Origin of the sequence: Legionella shakespearei DSM 23087, assembly GCF_000373765.1 — a bacterium.
In the GTDB taxonomy this organism is placed as follows: domain Bacteria; phylum Pseudomonadota; class Gammaproteobacteria; order Legionellales; family Legionellaceae; genus Legionella; species Legionella shakespearei.
Genome location: NZ_KB892415.1, coordinates 161,294 through 180,811, shown reverse-complemented (window position 1 = coordinate 180,811; position 19,518 = coordinate 161,294). Strand labels below are relative to the sequence as shown.

Genomic DNA, 19,518 nt, shown 5'->3' with positions numbered 1-19,518 from the left:
ATATTTTTCCTTAATTCTTTTTTTTGGACTTATGTACGCATCGTTCTTCTCTTCAGCTCCGCCTGTAAGCAATGAGCCAAATCTTCCCGTTTAAGACAAAAGTGCGGTTTTTTCCGACAGTTGACTTAATGTGAAAAAAAATAGATAGTGTCAAATTAATAACAACATTACTAAGAATATTATCATGGCGTTAACATCAGAATCAGAAGCAAAAGGCTCTTTTATAAGCTGGTTTTATCATAATCCACTGCGTAAGTCCCTTACCCCGTCACAAGAATGGGATAAAAAGACCACTGAACCAGAAGTTAATGCGGTAATAGCAGGCAGTAAAAGCATAAGAAAATTATACAAGCAAACAGAGAGGTCTCTTGCCAATGATTATGCTCAATTGCTGGACTTTAAATTACGTGAGGCGTTCCAAAATATAGACAGGAAGGATATAGCTAATCCAGCCGGTTTTTCTGACATCAGTCGTGCCAGCCGGGAATTAAAAAACTTTTTTGAATGTCGGAAAATATTTGAAAAACTGATCGCAGATGACATTGCCGGACATAGCGAAAGAGCGGCTCAAATCAGTGCTTATTCAAGATGGGTAGTTATTGCCAAATTGCTACTGAAAAGGCATAACTATGAAGGAGCCAGCCTGGTTTTATTGCGCCTGTCTCAAATCGACATGCGTTTAGGCATTAATAAAGAGCTGTCACCCGGCACGCAAAAATCTCTGGACTCATTGAACAAGCTCATCTTCCCTCATAAAAATTTTAAGGACATGCGCGAATACATCAGGTCTCATCAAACAAAAAATGATTTGCCCCCTACGTTTTTATTGTCCAAAGATATGACCTTTCTTAATGAAGCATTGGGAAATGACAGAGATCTTAGCAGCAAGAACATTCCCAAGAGTCATCCTTCGTATCGCAATGTAGTACGCAAAGAACGCATGCTTAATCAATTGTTTAGCGCAAAATCCACTGCAACAACTGCCCTGTCAACCCATCAGGAAGCCATGTTTAAATCGTTTAGTGAACGCTATCAACAACAGTTACTGCTAAGCCAGGAAGATAATTTACCTGCCCAATCAAGGCAACGCAGCAGATCAGCTAATGCCACGCTGCAAAAACCGGCGACAACAACACCTTCACCCGTGCAGGCCATTGTCAGAGAGCGCAGTAAATCAATGGATGAACGCAGTCTTAAAAAAGCAAAAAACGAAGAAGCAAAGGAAAAGCAACTCGATAAGGATCTGGCTTCTGCCAAAATTCCTTCAAGCCTATCCACTTTGTCTTTTTTCTGGAGACCCGAGCTGTGTTCTCCGGATGTTCTTATAGCGATGGCACCTTTTATCAAGCCCTTTTAGTTAAGTTTTTGTATTTGTAGCCCGGTCTGCTTGCAGCCGGGAACTCATCTGAGTCTATGCCCTACACCAATGCTAAATCAGTCCCTGTGCCGCAACAAAAATTCCGCTTCCTCACGGTCGCGGCTCGGTTTCCGGTGCACGATGAAGTATATACGAACGCACGAAAACCGAGCCGCGACCGTCAGGAAGCGGAACAGTGATACTGGCAGGGACTATGTTTCTGCCCTGAACCCCTGGAGCCTTCAGACAAACAGAGGAATATCGGAGTCAATGCCAGATTGTGTTCTCAGAGATGTGTAGAAGAGTCAGCTACAAAGCTGACCGAGCTACAACCAAAACACTCGTACCCACAAATACAAAACAGTCATTCCTATCACTGGAATAATCAAAAAACCAAGGAAAATGCGCACCTGCGTTCTGTTTTCCGCAGAGGCCCGATAAAATTTCAGGAACTTCTTGTAGCGTTTTTTGATCATTGATTATCCCGTCTATTAAAGCATTTACTGTCTAAAATTTAATTGCCTGTATTCGGATGCATCGAAGTGTTTTATAATCGTCTGCGAAAACGCAGGGCTTTTCCAAGGAACTCAAACCCGGCGATACTTCAAATGACATTATATGGAATTGTATCTGAAATGAAGAATAAAGCTGAAATAAAAACAAATAAAATCCCTTCCACTTTAAAAGCGGAACAGGCAGCGAAGCCAGACCATTTGAAGCGTATTGCAGGTGTTGGCCTCACGCTGATTGGCGGTTTAGGCTGTATCGTCACCTCTCCATTGCTTCTATTAGGCGGCGGTCTAGGACTTATTACAGGAATGTTCTGGCAGTCGAATCCATGGGAGTCAGGATTACAGGGAGCAAAAATTGGCTCTCTGGGTGCGATTTTTACTATGCTGCTGGGGATAGAGCTAACTCAAGCCACAGTAGAAGCAGAAGAGCAGCCTGAAGAAAAGTACCCCCTAATGATTGAGGAACAACCCGTACCTGAAGCAGAAATACCTGAACGTGCTCCCACTCCAAGTGATGACAAAAGTGTAATTAATGAATTAGCATCCCCCACTCAGAGTGAACAACACACCTCACCTCTTATTGCTGAACTTGCTGAACCTGAAAAGGCATCACCAGATCTAAGCCAACCTGAACCCAGGCCAGCTAGCCCGGTTATTGTAAAAGAAGCTAAAGAGCCCGCTTCAACGCCAGCCCCTTTCTTTCCACCACCACTCAACAGACATAGATCAACACAATCGTTTAATTTTAAAGAAAGGCCAGAGCAAATTGCTGTATTTACAAAAACAGTAAAGGAGCTGGTAGCTGAGAATGAGTCTAAAGTTCAACCTCGCACACAAGACGATGCCTCCCTTGTTTCGGAACGTTACATCACCACACTCGTTGAAGTAACTACAAATTCCTTGTCTTCAGAAGACGACTTCTGGGGTAGATTGGAACAGATGTCTACTCAGGATATTAAAACCTTTGTTGGCAAATTAAATCCAGATAAGACCGGTGGCGTGCGCGTTTCAAGCGAGCTTGATTATTTATGGCGTCGTTTTAAAGGGGTAGAATTCGAATTATCCAAACAAGAAGATAAACGGAACAAGTTTGCTGTAATGCTTGAATCACTTTCGGCTGAGCAATTAAAAGCTACCTTTAACTCAGCTGATTTTCTAAATATTATGAATCAGGATGTCTACGTGGAAACAGCGGCTAATACCTTAACCAGCGAACAATTGAAGCTATTTGCTGCCAATAATCCCAAGCATGATATTTTAAATTTAATGATTAAAAAAATGAAACCTAATGACTTTTTATTGGGTAAACTGATGGCCATCATGCCTTATGCTACTGCAACGGTGAAGTCGGCTTTACTCGATCAACTGACTCACCTGCCATGCCCTGCTTCATTCAAAGTGGAGTTGGCTAAATTGGCAGAGTACCATATTGATTTGAACAGGCCGTACCGCAGAATGATACGCCAGGCTGAGGAAGGGGTTGTTCCGGTTCAGCCAACAATGTGAACGCGGTAATTTCTCGGCTCCACGTCGTCCTGATTTGGTACCATGCCGCTTTCAGGAGATCCTTCGCGCAAAAAGACGCGCTCAGGACGACGTAGCTTCGGGAAGAAGTTGATCCGGAATAGAACAGTGCGTAGCCCGGTCTGCTTGCAGCCGGGATCGTGTAAGCACTGCAGGGCTTCAATCTGACACTATGCTACATTCAAAGAGATCCTTCGCACAAAAAAGACGCGCTCAGGACGACGTGGATCATTTTTTCCTGCGAGACTGATGAAAAATATAATATAAGCCTGGTAAAACCAGTAAAGTAAGAAAGGTGGATGAGATAATGCCCCCTATGACCACTGTTGCCAGTGGTCGTTGCACTTCCGAACCAGTTCCCGTAGCCAATGCCATAGGCACAAAGCCTAAAGAAGCGACTAAGGCGGTCATGAGCACCGGCCGCAGACGCGCAATGGAGCCTTGGATCACGGCATGTCTCAAATTCAGATGCTTTTGTTCATGCAGTTTCTTGATAAAAGTAATCATGACCAATCCATTTAATACCGCTATCCCAGAAAGCGCAATAAAACCAACGCCCGCGGAAATAGACAATGGAATCCCACGCAGCCAAAGGGCAAAAACACCGCCAGTCAACGCAAGAGGAATGCCCGTAAACACCAGCAAAGCATCGCTGACACTGCCGAAACTCATAAACAGTAAAAGGAAAATAGCGATTAAAGTAATTGGCACAACAACTTCTAATCGTTCTGATGCAGATTCCAATTGTTCAAATTGACCTCCCCAGGCAATCCAGTACCCGCTGGGAATCTTGATATTTTCTACACTTGTCTTTGCTTCATTAACAAAAGAACTTAAATCACGATTGCGCACATTAGCACTGACCACTATGCGCCGCTTACCGTTTTCACGGCTTATTTGATTAGGGCTTTCACTTCGCACCAGAGTAGCCACTTCACTTAGAGGGATAAAATGCCGCTCGCCATCTTTAGCTACAGGCAAGGGGATCAGCACTGAGCGCAACACGTCCGGATTCGTTCTTAATTCCTCAGGTAAACGAACAATCAAATCAAAACGCTTATCACCTTCAAACAATTCGCCACCCTTTTTGCCGCCAATAGCGATTGCAACAGCATCCTGAACTTCAGCAATTTGCAGCCCATAACGTGACAAGGCTTTGCGGTTAATCTCAACCGTAATCAAAGGCAAGCCACTGACCTGCTCTATTTTTACATCAGCAGCGCCATCTATATTTTTCAATTGGCTACTGATTGCGGCCGCAGTTTCCATTAAGGTTTTAGTATCATCACCAAATACTTTCACCGCAACATCGCTGCGTACGCCTGAAATCAATTCATTGAAACGCATTTGAATGGGCTGGGTAAACTCATAATTATTACCCGGTATTTCTTTTACTGCTTCTTCAATTTCAGTCACCAGTTGCTGCTTCATCTTTTTAGGATTAGGCCACTTCTTACGGCTTTTGAGCATAATAAACGTATCTGCAACATTGGGGGGCATGGGGTCGGTCGCAATTTCAGCAGTACCGATTTTCGCAAAGACTCGTTCTACTTCGGGAAATTGTTTAATCCGCTCTTCTACCAAATGTTGCATGGTAATAGATTGGCTCAGGCTGGTTCCTGGAATCCGCATGGCATGCATTGCAATATCCCCTTCATCCAGGCTGGGAATAAATTCTCCACCCAGATTAAAAGCAAGGATTACACTGATAATGACCAGCACCAGTGCTGAACCAATAACCTTAAGGCGTGCATAAAAACAAAAACGCAGCACTTTTTCATAACCCAAGGTTAGATAATGAACCAGGCTGTTTTCCTTTTCCTGAATTTTACCCGTGAGAAACACCGCAATTGCCGCAGGAACAAAAGTAAGGGCAAAGAGCATTGAGGCTAAAAGCGCAATAATCACTGTTTCAGCCATAGGCAGAAACATTTTACCTTCCACCCCAGTCAAAGTAAGAATGGGCAAATACACCACGGTGATAATGAATACTCCAAAAATACTGGGGCGAATCACTTCAGATGTGGCGTCACCAATCACTTTCAAGCGTTCTTGCTGCGTCAGTGTCCGTTGATGTTCTTGCTGGCTCTCCCCCAAATGTTTCACACAGTTTTCAACAATAATGACCGCGCCATCGACGATTAGGCCAAAATCAAGCGCCCCCAAACTCATTAAATTGGCACTGATTTTATTGCCAACCATTCCGGTAATAGTAAGCAGCATAGACAGCGGGATGACCATGGCCGTAATCAGGGCTGCCCGGATATTGCCGAGAAAGAGGAATAAAATAATACATACCAGTAATGCCCCTTCCAGCAAATTATTTTTAACCGTATTGATGGTGGCATCAACCAGAGTAGTCCGGTTATAAACCGTAACCGCTTCAACGCCTTCTGGCAGCGATTTATTAATGTTCTGCAATTGTGCTGCAACCCGTTCGGATACAGTGCGGCTGTTTTCGCCCATGAGCATAAAAACCGTCCCCAGCACGACTTCTTTTGCATCCTCAGTAGCAGCCCCGGTACGCAATTCGTTACCTAATTGGACATTAGCCACATCGCTGATGCGAACAGGCGTGCCCTCAAAACTGGTAATCACAATGTGTGCAATATCACTGATGTCCTTAACCTGCCCAGGAACACGAATCAGATATTGCTCACCATTACGCTCAATATACCCTGCTCCCATATTGGCATTATTACGTTCAAGTGCCGTTACCAGTTCGTTTAAGCTCAAACGATAACGCACCAGCTTCATTGGATCGGGTAAAATATGAATTTGCTTTTCATAACCACCAATGGTGTTCACTTCAGCGACACCGGTGACATTTCTTAATTGGGGTTTAATAATCCAGTCTTGAATCGTGCGTAATTCGGTAGCATTGTATTGTTGATCAGCAGGAAGACCAGGTTTATTAGTGACAGTGTACATGAAAATTTCACCAAGCCCTGTGGAAATAGGGCCTAATGATGGCTCCACATCAGGAGGCAATTTGTTTTTTACTTCCTGTAAACGTTCGTTAATTAACTGCCGTGCAAAAAAAATGTTGGTGCCATCTTTAAACACCACCGTCACTTGTGATAAGCCATAGCGTGATAAAGAACGGGTATAATCCAGTGCTGGCATGCCACTCATAGCGACCTCAACAGGAAAAGTCACCCGCTGCTCCACTTCGTAAGGAGAGTAACCTTCTGCCTGAGTATTGATTTGCACCTGAACATTAGTAATGTCGGGAACGGCATCAATAGGCAGTTGTTGAAAATTATAAACGCCCAGTGCCGCTATAATGAAGGTGAACAATAAGACAAACCAACGATGGGTTAAGGAAAAGCCTATGATCCGCTCAAGCATTTTGCCTCCTGATCCTAGTGCTCATGCTCGGCCCCTTCTTTGCCTATGTCTGCCTTAATAAAAAAACTGTTTTGGCTGACGTAGCGTTGGCCTGCCTGCAAACCGGATACGATCTCAACCCATTGGTCATCTGACTCACCAATAACTACCGGCGTTGCTTCAAAAAAATCACCTTGCTGCACAAATACCACGTCACGCTCATTCATGCGTTGCAAGGCTGTAGAGGGTACTGCAACAGCAACAGTTTTCTCACCAATGGTAATCGCTGCATTCACATACATGCCAGGCACCCAGCTGTGATCTGTGTTAAGCAAAACAGCACGCGCCAAAGTCGTCTGACTGTCTTCAATACCTAGTGGCGAGATGTAACTGATGGTGCTGATTGACTGCGGTTTGCCATCATCGCCCGTCACAATTACTTTCATTCCCTGTTTCACTAAGGTGAGATCTTTACGGTACAAGGTTAAGTCCGCCCACACGTTAGCAAGATTGGCGATTTCATAAATCGGCTTGTCTCCTTTTGCCAGCTCACCTGTTGTTGCGTATTTTTGTACTATGGTGCCGGTGACAGGAGCCATGATGTTGTAATTTTGCAAACTTTCATTACTTTCAACCGTAACCAGAATCTGTCCTTTACTGACTTCATCGCCAAGATTCTTGGCCAGTGCCTTGATGATGCCCGAATAACGGGGATAAACCGGCGCCAAGGTATCGCGGTTGGGCATGATTTTACCCACAACCTTCAATTGCTTTTCAAGCGTGACTCCTTGCGCAATAGCGGTTTCAATCTTTGCAGCTTTCAGAATAGCAGGCGCTATTTTCACCCGGCCTTCATAGCTTGAAAAATTCCAACTGTATTGTTTTCCTTGCTCTTTTAATGCAATGCTCACGTCAAAAGAATGGGGTTCAGGAATGCTTTCATTGCTTTGCAAAAAATCATCCACTGGTGAAAAAGTAACCGTATCAATTGCTCCGCTGAAACGCTTTAAATGGATGACCAACTGGGCATACTCTGGATTAACCGGAGCATTATCATTGTATAGGTAAGCGCGAAAATGGGGAGGCATGCCTCGCTCAAAAACGGTCAATTCCAAGGCAAAGTGATCTTGTTGAAATAAGCGGCCACCATGAGGCCCGCGAATCACGGTTTCGTGTTCGGTTTCTTCTTCAGTTGCATGATCCCCACTAGCCCACAAGGGATAACTTATAAGGCAGCTTAGCAACACGAAAAATTTTATCCAAAGCGTCAATGATAATACTCGTTTCAATTGCTCTCCCTATTGGCTGTCAAAGCCTAAAATCCCGTTAATCTGCATTAAAGCTTTGTGATAATCAGCATGTGCCTGCTGATAATGTCGTTCTTCTTCAAACAAGGTATTCAGCGCTGTAGATAGTTCTATATAGGTATAGCGTCCCATTTGGTAGCCTTCTTTGGCAAGCCCTAAGGATTTGCGTGCCAGTGGCAATAAACTGCTCGTTACCAGATTGGATTCATAACGTCCTTGTTCGGCTTGTAAGAATGCTGTGTATAAATTTTGTTTTACTTCAAGCTGGGTGCCTCGCAATTCATGAATAGCTTGAGTGAATTGAGCCTCTGCATTAACAATTTTACCCTGATTACGATCATGAACAGGCAACTGGGCAAAGGCGGAAACTACTGCCGCGTTCTCATCGTCATCGGAAAAGTGGCGCGCACCCAGCTGAATGTTTAAATCGGGTATCACGTCCTTTTTGACTGCAGTAATGGTGGCGCGTTTTGCATTGGCTTGCAGTTGCTTTTCCAAAATTTGCGGGCTTTGGTTCATGCTTTTTTCTAACTTCGGCCAAGCCCAATGACTGTGTTGCAATCCTGCATCCGTCAAGGTTTTTCCTGTCTTAAAATCAGCCCCCAGAAAACGGGCAAGTCTGGCATGTTGAATCAACGCCTCTCGTTCTGCCTTATTTTTTTGAATTCGCACATCCCCTAAACGTACCTGTGCCAGACGTAAATCCAGCTCTGTTCCCGCACCTGCATCAACGCGACGCTGGATGGCAGCCACTATGTCCACATTGACCTGGGTCAGTTTTTTGGTGACCTGGTACCATTGGTCAGCGTATAAAGCATCAATGTACGCATTGCCAACCGATACATACAGTTGTGTTTTATTTACTTTAATTCGAGCTAAAGAAGCAAGGTAATCACCATAGGTCGCTCTTTGCAAATACTTAAGCCGGCGTCCTAAAGGAATGGGTTGAGTGATGGATAAGGTGGTTTCAGCCGATTCATAGCCCGAATAAGCTCCCGAGCCGCCAATATTTTCAGCTGTTAAAGCCAATTGCGGGTTAGGATAAAGCTTACTTTGGATAAACAAGCCTTTCATGGCCTGCGCTTTATCTATTTCTGCCTGCAATTCAGGATTGTTGCTGTAGGCAATTTCCAAAGCCTGTTTAAAGCTTAGTGTCGTATTTGCCTGAACACCATAAAATAAAAACGTCATGATTACTAAAGACGCAAAACGCATGTAACTTTCCTTGGTAATATAGACCGTCCGATTGAATTTCTATGCCTGTTGTTATTGATATCATTACATATAATCCTCTCCTTGCCTACCCAACATAAACTTTATACAATGATCAACAATTAATCACAATGTCATGTGTTTTTATTTTTTTATAAGGAATTGATCTGATGTTTAGCAAAGCGTTAATGAATGCCACATACAAAAACGGCAGGCCAGGACAACTCACTGCAGAACATGAAAAGGCGGAACACCATCGTTTTAAATCAGAGTTTTTATTTAAAAATCCTGCGATTCCTAAAAATGTTTATGTCTCTCGTCTGATTCAGCATTTTCTGATTATTAAAGCTCTGGAAACACGGTTACAGCAATTGCCAGAAACTGCTCAGGCTGATGAAATCAGCGCTTTTTTCGCCCTGTCTTATCTGGAGCAATTATGGCGGACTCCCGGCATAGCAGAGGATTTAAGACAGTTAGGCGTTTCACCTGATGAAATTAAGGAAGGTGAAATCGCAAAAACAACTAATGCCTACCTTCAAACGATACAAACTCTTTCATCAAAAGCATTATTGGCGCATTTTTTACTGCATGTTGCCGGCTTTATGCATGGTGGAAACATCATTCAAAAAAAATATATTGATCCCAGTAATGAATTAACTGCTTACAAAATACCAGCGAATCAATATGATTTTTCCGGAATTTATCCGTTTTTACCTGAAGGACGCTTATCGGCACTCAATGTTTATCAGGATATGATGAAACAAATAGACAATATTGAGCTGAATGAGGATGAGTTCGCTGAGCTATTAGAGCAATGTAAAAGTGTCTATGACATCATGTCAGGGATTTATGATGATTTATGTGATCTGCATACCCAGCAGCTTAAATCTGCGGTTTATTCACCTGCAGGAGTTGCTGCAGGAATAGTTGTTATTGCTTTGATCTTAAAAATTCTGGTGGATTTCTTACCTGTGACACCTGGTTTTTCACCGTCGCGTTAGGGCTCATTGCTACTGTGTCCCCGTATTACCATCTATCAAAAAATCAATGACAGTGATGCTTTGAAAGGGGAACAAAGAAGAAACATGGAGTCGAAACAGTAATTCCTGTGTTACAGATTTTACAACGCTCTTAACTCTGAAGCTCCTCAAAAGCCATTTACACATAACCTAAGTTCATGCTAATTATATTGTATACAGCATGTATACTAGAAGCCAGCGGGGTGTTTTTATTCCTGTGATGATTTCGCCTGCGCGGGAGGAAACCCGCGCGAAATATTTTAAAATGGGATAAAATCTTAAATGAATCCGGTGAACGTTAGTGACTTTAGGGTGTTGGCAAAGCAAACTCTTTCAAAGAGTATCTTTGAGTTTATCGATGGCGGAGCGTGCGATGAAATAACCAAGGAAAATAATAGAGCTGCTTTGGATTCAATAAGCTTAAGACCTTTATGTTTGCGTGATGTTTCTAAAATAGATACAACGGTTACCTTATTAGGTTCTAAACACGCTTCCCCGATTATGATAGCACCTACAGCCTTTCATCAATTAGTCAATCAAGATGGAGAAATAAGCACCGCAAAAGCAGCTAAATTATGTAACTGTTCTATGGTTGTCAGTTGCATGTCCAACCGCTCTTTTGAGGAAATTGCCGAACAATCATTACATCATCAATTGTGGGCTCAGCTTTATATTTTTAAAAAAAGAGCACTCACTGAGACCTTAATTCGTCGAGCAGAAGAGGCAGGTTTTAAAGCGATTGTGTTAACTGTGGGAGTCCCTCGCAGTGGGAAAAGAGAACGTGATCTTCGAAATCAATTTTCTCTTCAATTACCACTGACAACAGCCAATTTTAAAAGTACAGTAAACGACAAGGTTATTTATGATTTTACAGCAGAAGAGTTAGACCCTTCATTAACCTGGCACGATATTGAATGGCTAAAAACCAAGACACAATTACCTATTGTTCTTAAAGGAATTTTAAATCCTTTGGATGTTGAAGAAGCGTGTCGTTTAGAGGTTTCAGGCATTGTAGTGTCTAATCATGGAGGTAGGCAACTTGATACAGCAGAGGCTGCAATCAAGGTTCTTCCTGATCTTGTTAAGGTTGCGGCAGGACGAACTACCGTACTTATAGATGGAGCTATTCAACGCGGAACAGATATATTAAAAGCAATAGCTCTGGGGGCAGATGCGATCCTGATAGGCCGTCCCGTTCTTTGGGCACTGGCTGTAAATGGAACAGAGGGGGTTTTATCGATGTTGACCGTATTAAAAGATGAATTTGAAATGGCTATGAAATTAACAGGGTGCAGAACTGTCCAGGAAATTAAAAAGTACAGCAGTAGCATCATGGTTAGCCCCTATGATTTATAAAGCAGGTTTAAATCGAGAGAGTGAGGCAGTAATTAGCGATCACTTTATGCATAGAATCAATCAAGATTTAAATTTAGAGCGTTATCAATCTATTGAATTTTCCAAACGAGCCTTGGTCTTAGATTCGAACCAGCTCATAGAACAATTAATACCTTCTCTTTTAGCAGCTTCAGAACAGTTTATTTTAAAGCGGGTATCTGCCACAAAAATCAGAGCCCGAAAAAATTTTAAAGAATATGGAGTTAGCAATGCTAATGAACTAGGCCTTGTAGAATTGATTACTGAGGTGATGTTTGACAGACAATTTTTAAAAGGTCCAAAATTAAATTGTTCACGACTGCTTTTGGCAGAAAAAATAAAGGTATCTGTTGAAAAACAAGAAGTTATAAAACTAGTTATTCCTGCATTACCCTATAAATCGTCTTCACCTCTAAAATCACGAGGAACGTCCCCTGATCTCTCGGAAATTAGTTTTTTACTTGGATTGGCTGAAATTGTTAAAACAATGTCATTAATTTATAAAGAAAAAATTACAACGACCAATGAAACCATGGCAATATTTACAGTTATTTCCGATGGTTCTCGTTTTAATACTTTTTTAAATGAGCCGCAAGAAGCAATAAAAGCATATCAAGATCAACTGCGTTGGTGGATCAATAAATTAAATTTATCGAATTTTATTAAGATTCTGGACTATCAATTCGTTATGGAGAATTATCTTTCTAAAAAGCTGTATCTTGAAAAAAAGCGTATCAGAGACGAAGTGCGTCAGCTCTATAATACTTTAATGGTTCCATTGCTTAACCCTCAGAATATGCTTCAAACACTCTCTAAAGCCATTAGTTTGGATCCGGATCCTGAGTCTTGCAATGCAGAAGGTCGATTTATTCCTTTATTTAAGTCTCTTATTTATACAATAAGATATAAGATCTTAATACGATATGCGAAGCAGAATGAAGAGCACTATCTGGCTTTATATTCTGATATTACCAAACACCTGTTTGAACCTTACACTCAGCTAAAAGAGGATGATCTGGCACGGGTCGAAACATTTATTACAAATCCTCAACAACAAAGTAGAGTCACTCAAATTCAATGCTATGAATATTTACGGCAAGCGATGCTGAAAGAAGTTTGGCAAGCGACCATTAATTATATTGCTGAAATCAGATCGGATCGCGATCTTGCGGTGGATCCAATCTCAAGTTGCTTTACAGATCACATCCGTTGGACTATACACGCAAAATCAGGGCAGATGGCAATATTAACGACTACCGCAACGGGTGATCCCATTCAGCCTTGGCATGGCACAGGGGTGTTTAAGCTAACAAAAAATAATAAAATCAAGATCTACACACTGCCTGTTTTGTTATTAGAAGGAGAAAAGGCTGTACCCGTTCTCATCGTTAATAAGGGACTCACCCCCGATTTTATAACTCAAAGCCAGCCTTTTTTTTATATTCACCGAGAACTCACTTATAAAAACGTTAACGAGCTATTAGATAAAATAAGTAAAAACATCATAAGAAATAGAAAGTTGTAATGCCATAGGCTTCGTGAACGAATTTTCTAACGTATCCGGCTCCTGCCTTAGTCAAGGGGAGTAAATCGTTGTAATTTTCCAGAAGGAAGATAGTTAATATTAGATACCTCAACAATTTCAACTTTAGCATTCCCAAGACCTAAATTGCTAAATGATTGTTGAATGGAATTAATAATTTTATCTTTTTTTACTGGACCATTGGAAACCAAATTGATTTTAACCCCATTAATTGTTTGCATCACATGAAACTCAACAACATAACCATCAGCCAGAAGCGGAGTAGAAAAATTTAAATAATGAACGGAGATATTTCCTGGGTATACAAAGTCATTTACTGTACGTCCTTTCGGTTCTTCAATTACAGGATGAGGGTTTCCACAGGAACATGGCTCCGACATGAATCGAATTCGATCTTCTATTTCGTAGTTGATTAAAGGAATGGTAAAATAATTAAGGTTTGTATAAATAAGTTTATCACACCAATCGCCCATATTGACAGTTTGATTGTTCTTGGTTACTGGAAAAAACATCCTATTGGCAATGTAAAGATGCATGTATAAGATATTAGGTTTGCAATTTGTTGCCACAACACCTTCCGTGGTCCCATAAGTATTAAATAACAAAACCTTGGGCCAGGTTTGATAGATCAGTTCTCTTATTGGTTCGTACAAAGGTTCAGCGCAAACAGAAATTACCCCTGGATTGATTTTTAAATGACCACTTTTAGCACTTTGACAAAGCTTTCGAATGGTTGAGGGCAAACCGGATATCATGTGAGGTTGCGTTTGATTTAATCCTTCTATAATTTCTTCTATGTGTCTGGTAACAGGAAAATAATAATTGACTCGATCATTTTGATTGGATAATTTTGAGAAGGCATACATTCCATGAACAGAATTTTTAACCAAAACCTGAGCTACTTTAGGTCTTTCATTTGGCTCAAGATTTAAAAATACTTGCAGTCTTTTTCTCGAAAATCTCTCTTGTGCCTCAATCGTCTTTTTAACTGTCTCATAATCATAGACAAATATTCCTTTTTTTCCGCTAGAGCCTCCTGTAGATAGAACAAGATATTTGTTATCTAGCGGCAGTACCTCTTCTGTCTGACTCATTTTATCTAAATGCTTGATAATTTTATTCAGGTTTAACGATCTGTCCGTAACAATTTCATCCCAGTGTTCCATAAGCGTTGTTTTGGTCAGGATTGGCAGATCCATCAAATGTTTCTGAGTAAAGGATTGTATTGGTACATTTTTTAATAGTTTTTTGTACCAAGGGGAGCGATCGCGAGCAAATGTTAATAGATACCTTAAAGCAATATTTTTTTGATTTTGTATTTGGGCATCATTTTCTTTGATGCCGGATTTGGAACGAAAACGATTCAGAATTTTCCTAATAAACACTATTGTTTCCCCTGGCATAGATAACCTCAGTTCAACGTAAGAATCGAGGTTAGATAAGTTGAGTATAGACTCGAAATGCCACCGTTCAAAGAATCGGGTTGTATAAATCAAAAAATACTTTGTAGGTTAAAGGACAAGATAGTCAACGAAGGCTTCATCAATGCCCATAAAAGCAAGCATGAAATTTAGCACTCATAAATAAATCATTTTGTGGGAATATTTCTTGCGCCCAATATCTTTTTTAGAGTCATTATGCGCATTTTGTAATCTTGGAGTATAATTAAGTTACGAAACACTCCAAGGATGATTATGAAAATAACAATTCTAAGTTCCTTATTATTCTCTTTTATGTTTTTGACTGGTTGCGCCAGCCAGACGTCAATGAACTCTAATTATAAGGCGGCTTATATTTATACAGAGGACGACAATTTACGCTCCAAGCGAGTAGACTATCTGGGCTATGGCCTGGGTGGAAAAGGCTTTGGCGGGTATGGCGTGGGAGGTTACGGCCTTGTGGGGTATGGTGGGCAATTTCCTGGATCCTGATGAAACAGGCACGTCAGTTTCGTAGTCCATATCAGCGAAGCGTAATGCGGAAAAGTGCCACTTCGATCCTGTATTACGCTCCGCTAATACAGGCTACAAACTGTTCCGCTTCCTCACGGTCGCGGCTCGGTTTTCTTTAAATTCCAGATAACTGTATGAAGACGGATGGATCAATTTAGACCAAACATCAATTCTCAGGCGAGGTTCAGTGCTTCTTTATACTGCTCTTCGTCAAAACCCATTGCAATTGTCTTCCCGTTTTGGACTAACACAGGTCTCTTGATGATGGATGGGTTTGCTATGATAAAATTGATCTGTTCTGTTTTGTCCAAAGCCTCAAATTGATCTTTGTATTTTCTATAGGTGGTGCCTTTTTTATTGACAGGAAGCTCACCATAGTAAGCACTCCAGGCTTCTATTTCGGCAGGTGTTGGCGGTGATTTCTTGAAATCTATAAATTCATAGGCCACTTTATTCTCTGCAAGAAAATTACGGGCCTTTTTTACCGTATCACAATTAGGTATTGCAAACATTGATAGCATGTTGATCTCTGAGGTTGATGATGTACCCGCTATTATATAGATCAATCAGGGCTGGCGCGACGGCTATCAAAGCTCAATCAAGCCCCTTGCCTGTGGTCAAAAGTATTTTATTATGCAGGTTCTGATAATCGGCACCTGTATGAAAACCTTGATTTCGCTATCGCTGCATCAAGGCTACACCTATTTTAAATTAATTCTCTTAACTTAATTAGCAGAGAGTGATGCATTCTGATTAGAGACTGCGTTTTCTCCGAAAGCGTTATCGACAGGCTTTTCTATTGGTGGAAGTCTGAATTTCAAGATGAATTCCGCACCATCCCAGAGAGACAAGGGCGTTTTTCCTTTATTCACGGTAAAATTAACCGGTGAATAAGGCAAGAGGGCAATATAGATGGCAACAATAAAGACTATAGCCAGCCCCTTATTCCCATCTTCAATTATTTGCTGCGCCTTTTCATCAGAAAAGAAAGAGCTATAGGCGTACACCCATCCTAAAAAGAGAGCGATGGTCAGATAGATTATTTGATGGAATGCCAAAGACAAGTTACCAAAGGCATAATAGCAGGCAATAAGAATCATAACGAGCAAAAGAACTTTATAAGCCTGTAAAATCACTGTAAGCCAATCCATCCCCCGGTACTCTTCCTTTCCATCCTGATAGTAGAGATTTAAGAATAAAAAACTGATCGCAATCAGGATTAAAAACGCAGTGACAATGACATTTGCGCTTTGATTGTTGCTAAACCAGAAGAAAATGAAGTACACGATGACGCTGAACACTAAAAATGGCAGACAATAATTCATGCTCTTTAAAAGTACTGTACGGAAGCCTTTCAGTTCGTCAATCGCACTTTGGGCAATAGCCACACCAATAAAGAATAGTATGATCATAAATAAAGTAGCAATGACTCGGCTTTGATCCAGAATCATAAATAAAAGGGGATTTTCTATACTGTTCAATAGCAGGGAGATGTAATAGACAAATTGAAAGCTCGCCAGCATAAACAGGGTTGCGATAATTAAGACGAAGAAGGTATTCCAAGCTGCTTCGAAGAGCAGTGAATACTTAAAACTCCACTGGCTGCCATTATGATGGTAGGCATAATGAAAACAATGCACCATGTAGACCAGGATGGAGTAGAAAATACCGGGATTAATTTGACGAGTAGCATTTCCATCAACACGAAAAGGCACAGACAATACCAAAGCAACAAAAATACTGCTGGCCAATAGCTGCAAATTGTTCTTCCCATCATAAGACAGCGCGAATAAAAGACCAACTAACACGGGAAAGACCACAAAGATAAACGATTCGAGTTCTAACATTGCATCAGCCACATAAATCAGAGCAACGATTACCCCTATCAGGGCGACAACCCATGTCTTTTTATCAGCTTGCAAGCTAATTCTCCTTAATATTCAATTGCCATCCAGTGCAAAACTTAAGGCGCGTACAATCCCTTAACTGATTTAATCATCCTATCCTAATTTATTATTAATTCAAAGGGGACAGTCCGGTACGTACTGCCATTAAGTTAAGCTTTTGTAGCCCGTATTAGCGAAGCGTAATACGGGATCGAAGTGGCAATTAACTCATTCCCGTATTACGGCTAACGCCTAATACGGGCTACGAATCGACAGGGGTTTCGCCTGACTTGTAGCCCGCATTAGCGTCAGCGTAGGATTCATTACCATTTCGACATGGTCGAGGATGCTGAAGGAGTCATTATGCCTTTTGCAACTAAATCATCTTGCAAATCATCAAAATGATTTATGGCATAACGAACCATGTAGTATTCTTTTGCGGCATGGCCTGAAGCCTGATTGTTTCCGACTACCCCCGCTATCATTCCTAACAGTGGCAATTCCTGTTCGAGCCTTTTAATAACTACATCACGTGTGTTATTTTCCCCTGCATAGGCGAAAATAATTGTCATTAGCATTTCTTTGTCTGGAGATAATATATTCCTGTGAAGCAAGTCAATTTCTAATTCATCAAAATGTTTAACAACATATTCAGCCATTTCATAGGCTATTAGAGCCCCGGCAGTTAATGGGTTATTGTATACGCCATAGACTCCTTTTAATGCACCAAACGTTTCCAAATCTTTTTTGAAACGTTCAATAATCTCTTCCTTTGGGCAATTTTTTCCCATATATGCTTCAATTTGTGATAATAGCTCATCATGTGTAAAACGCATTTCATTACTCCTGGTTAAAAAAACAATATAGATTCAATATTGATCATTTTAATTATTTTTCTATCTAAAAGTAATGATCGTAAACGGACATTGACTAAAAATTAACTCCATCGGGAAATGAATTATTAATGGATATGCATGAAGAAGCACACTCAATTACCGTAGGTTAACTTCAATCCACTCGTTTACCTGTAGGTTTGCCGCTGATTTTTTCTGGGATTAGGTTATTAGTAATACGGGAAACTGCCTTGTCCACCCGTCGTTGCAGCATGATTTCAACCATTACCGTTTCATTGGGATGAAGAATCTTGTTAATGTCAGCGAGCGAAGAATGGAAATCAAGTAATCTATAATAGGCTAAAGCCTGGTTGCTTGCCTCAGGGTATGCCTTGATACGAAATCCCAGATTACCCTGCATTGCGGGGGTGTTGATTCCTTCTTCCATAACATCATAATCCAGGTAATAAGTCAGTTTTCCCTGATTATGCTGATTTCTCTGGCGATCTACGAAAAATCCTCTTGGCAGCGCCCCCTCACTAAATTTTGGACCGGCTGTGAGATAAAGATCATAATCGACAAGATGACTGCCCCGATCATCAATAAGCCGAAAAATAATCATGGAATAGCGGTTGGTTATATATTCGCGCTTATAGATTAGTGTATTAACTGCTTCTACATGCTCATTTTTCTGGGTTTCTTCTGTAAGCTTGTCCAGTTCTTTTGCCAAAGCATGATACGAATTCCGATTTTTTACCTGCAGGCAGCGTAAAACCCATGTTGCTGTGGGATGAGTTGCCGCATTGGCCATAGTCACACTGTGTATGATCCCGAAATTTTTACCAGAATGGGAACACTCAGGCAAAATTCCAAATGCCATAGGATTTGTCCGCCTCATGTTGGCAACTACAAGGCTTTCACCGTTATTTCCCTCCTGATGTAACTGCAACACACTGTAATTCATATTGGTAGCAGCCACCCGCACCACGCCATCAGAACCGACTTCGCCGGTGTAGGAATTAAGTGCATCGTAAAGATGGCGATCAATTTTCTGCCCGGTAAGCACGAAGGAATAAATTCCATGAGCGGTGCAATCGTAATCAAGCCAGCTTTCATTCAGTTGCCAGCTCATATCACTTCCAAGTTCAAGCCAATCAAGCACATGTTGTCCTGGCTCTACACCTTCAAAAAAACTTTTGATACGCCCTAATCGAGACTTACCCAGTTGAGCCAAAGCGGAACCATGGTTGGCAGGAGCTAACATAATAAGATGGCTCAGTGGGCATTGGGATAGCTGATTTTTAAAGTATAAATCCATCCATTTTCGTACCACAGGCCCGCCGGTAGAGTGCGTAATACAGGCAAAACGCTCACCATCAGCCAGCTTGTCCGCAATTTCATCGCGAACAGCATGATCAAAGGCTCGGGCAATGTCGTCAACGGTTACTGTATCATTAAAGCTGATATAGCGCCCGAGATAGATATTCCCCACCTGTATATTCAGACTTCCGTTTTTGCCCTGGCTTTCCAGCCATTGGGGAAGTTCCCCATAAATATTGGTATGGGTGACACTCCAGCCATGGACGAATATAACAATCATAACGCTCCCTAAATGATTGGTGCTAAACAGCGGATTGTTGAATTCATCGATGATATGCGATTATTAATT

General features: G+C 41.4%; 14 protein-coding genes. 6 read left to right on the top strand and 8 right to left on the bottom strand.

Annotated features, from left to right (window positions below; translation table 11 throughout):
* Positions 1 to 184 precede the first annotated feature (184 nt).
* On the top strand, positions 185 to 1,357 hold the full coding sequence (locus B094_RS0111705) for a RasGEF domain-containing protein (protein WP_018578003.1): 1,173 nt from the start codon (positions 185 to 187) through the stop codon (positions 1,355 to 1,357).
* A 635-nt stretch (positions 1,358 to 1,992) separates the two neighbouring features.
* Positions 1,993 to 3,375, top strand: coding sequence for a hypothetical protein (locus B094_RS16190; protein WP_155823846.1), 1,383 nt, complete (start codon positions 1,993 to 1,995; stop codon positions 3,373 to 3,375).
* Between the two features lie 246 nt (positions 3,376 to 3,621).
* Here B094_RS16190 and B094_RS0111690 read toward each other — a convergent pair whose 3' ends face one another.
* The 3 genes from B094_RS0111690 to B094_RS0111680 are packed head-to-tail and all read right to left on the bottom strand — an operon-like array spanning position 3,622 to position 9,245.
* A complete protein-coding gene (locus tag B094_RS0111690; RefSeq protein ID WP_018578000.1) occupies positions 3,622 to 6,744 on the bottom strand; it encodes a CusA/CzcA family heavy metal efflux RND transporter in 3,123 nt (1,040 codons plus the stop codon).
* 14 nt (positions 6,745 to 6,758) lie between these two features.
* Positions 6,759 to 8,012, bottom strand: a complete 1,254-nt coding sequence (locus B094_RS0111685) for an efflux RND transporter periplasmic adaptor subunit (protein ID WP_018577999.1) — start codon at positions 8,010 to 8,012, stop codon at positions 6,759 to 6,761.
* A 9-nt stretch (positions 8,013 to 8,021) separates the two neighbouring features.
* A complete protein-coding gene (locus B094_RS0111680; protein WP_018577998.1) occupies positions 8,022 to 9,245 on the bottom strand; it encodes a TolC family protein in 1,224 nt (407 codons plus the stop codon).
* Positions 9,246 to 9,412: 167 nt separating this feature from the next.
* Here B094_RS0111680 and B094_RS0111675 point away from each other — a divergent pair, with 167 nt between their 5' ends.
* The 3 genes from B094_RS0111675 (at position 9,413) to B094_RS0111665 (ending at position 13,160) form a co-directional block, all read left to right on the top strand.
* Complete coding sequence (locus B094_RS0111675) at positions 9,413 to 10,243, top strand: biliverdin-producing heme oxygenase (protein ID WP_018577997.1); 831 nt, start codon at positions 9,413 to 9,415, stop codon at positions 10,241 to 10,243.
* A gap of 300 nt (positions 10,244 to 10,543) precedes the next feature.
* A complete protein-coding gene (locus B094_RS0111670; protein ID WP_026254004.1) occupies positions 10,544 to 11,617 on the top strand; it encodes an alpha-hydroxy acid oxidase in 1,074 nt (357 codons plus the stop codon).
* Positions 11,607 to 13,160: an L-tyrosine/L-tryptophan isonitrile synthase family protein gene (locus B094_RS0111665; protein WP_018577995.1), complete on the top strand. Its 1,554-nt coding sequence runs from the start codon at positions 11,607 to 11,609 to the stop codon at positions 13,158 to 13,160. The genes B094_RS0111670 and B094_RS0111665 overlap by 11 nt, the downstream gene beginning before the upstream one ends.
* Before the next feature lie 47 nt (positions 13,161 to 13,207).
* On the opposite strand, the gene B094_RS16185 is transcribed toward B094_RS0111665, so the two are convergent.
* Positions 13,208 to 14,581 (bottom strand): phenylacetate--CoA ligase family protein, encoded by a 1,374-nt coding sequence (locus B094_RS16185; protein ID WP_018577994.1) that lies wholly within the window; start codon positions 14,579 to 14,581, stop codon positions 13,208 to 13,210.
* Positions 14,582 to 14,872: 291 nt separating this feature from the next.
* Between B094_RS16185 and B094_RS0111655 the strand changes: the two genes are divergently transcribed.
* A complete protein-coding gene (locus tag B094_RS0111655) occupies positions 14,873 to 15,109 on the top strand; it encodes a hypothetical protein (RefSeq protein ID WP_018577993.1) in 237 nt (78 codons plus the stop codon).
* A 194-nt stretch (positions 15,110 to 15,303) separates the two neighbouring features.
* Here the strand turns inward: B094_RS0111655 and B094_RS0111650 are convergent, their stop codons facing one another.
* From B094_RS0111650 to plaB, 4 genes are all read right to left on the bottom strand, one after another.
* Positions 15,304 to 15,651 carry an arsenate reductase family protein gene (locus B094_RS0111650; protein ID WP_018577992.1) on the bottom strand — a complete coding sequence of 116 codons (348 nt, stop codon included), beginning with the start codon at positions 15,649 to 15,651 and terminating at the stop codon, positions 15,304 to 15,306.
* Between the two features lie 204 nt (positions 15,652 to 15,855).
* The gene (locus B094_RS0111645; RefSeq protein ID WP_018577991.1) at positions 15,856 to 17,052 is read right to left on the bottom strand and encodes a hypothetical protein; all 1,197 of its coding nucleotides are present in this window, start codon (positions 17,050 to 17,052) and stop codon (positions 15,856 to 15,858) included.
* A gap of 287 nt (positions 17,053 to 17,339) precedes the next feature.
* On the bottom strand, positions 17,340 to 17,852 hold the full coding sequence (locus tag B094_RS0111640; RefSeq protein ID WP_018577990.1) for a hypothetical protein: 513 nt from the start codon (positions 17,850 to 17,852) through the stop codon (positions 17,340 to 17,342).
* A gap of 172 nt (positions 17,853 to 18,024) precedes the next feature.
* On the bottom strand, positions 18,025 to 19,449 hold the full coding sequence (gene plaB / locus B094_RS0111635; RefSeq protein WP_018577989.1) for a phospholipase PlaB: 1,425 nt from the start codon (positions 19,447 to 19,449) through the stop codon (positions 18,025 to 18,027).
* Positions 19,450 to 19,518: the final 69 nt, after the last annotated feature.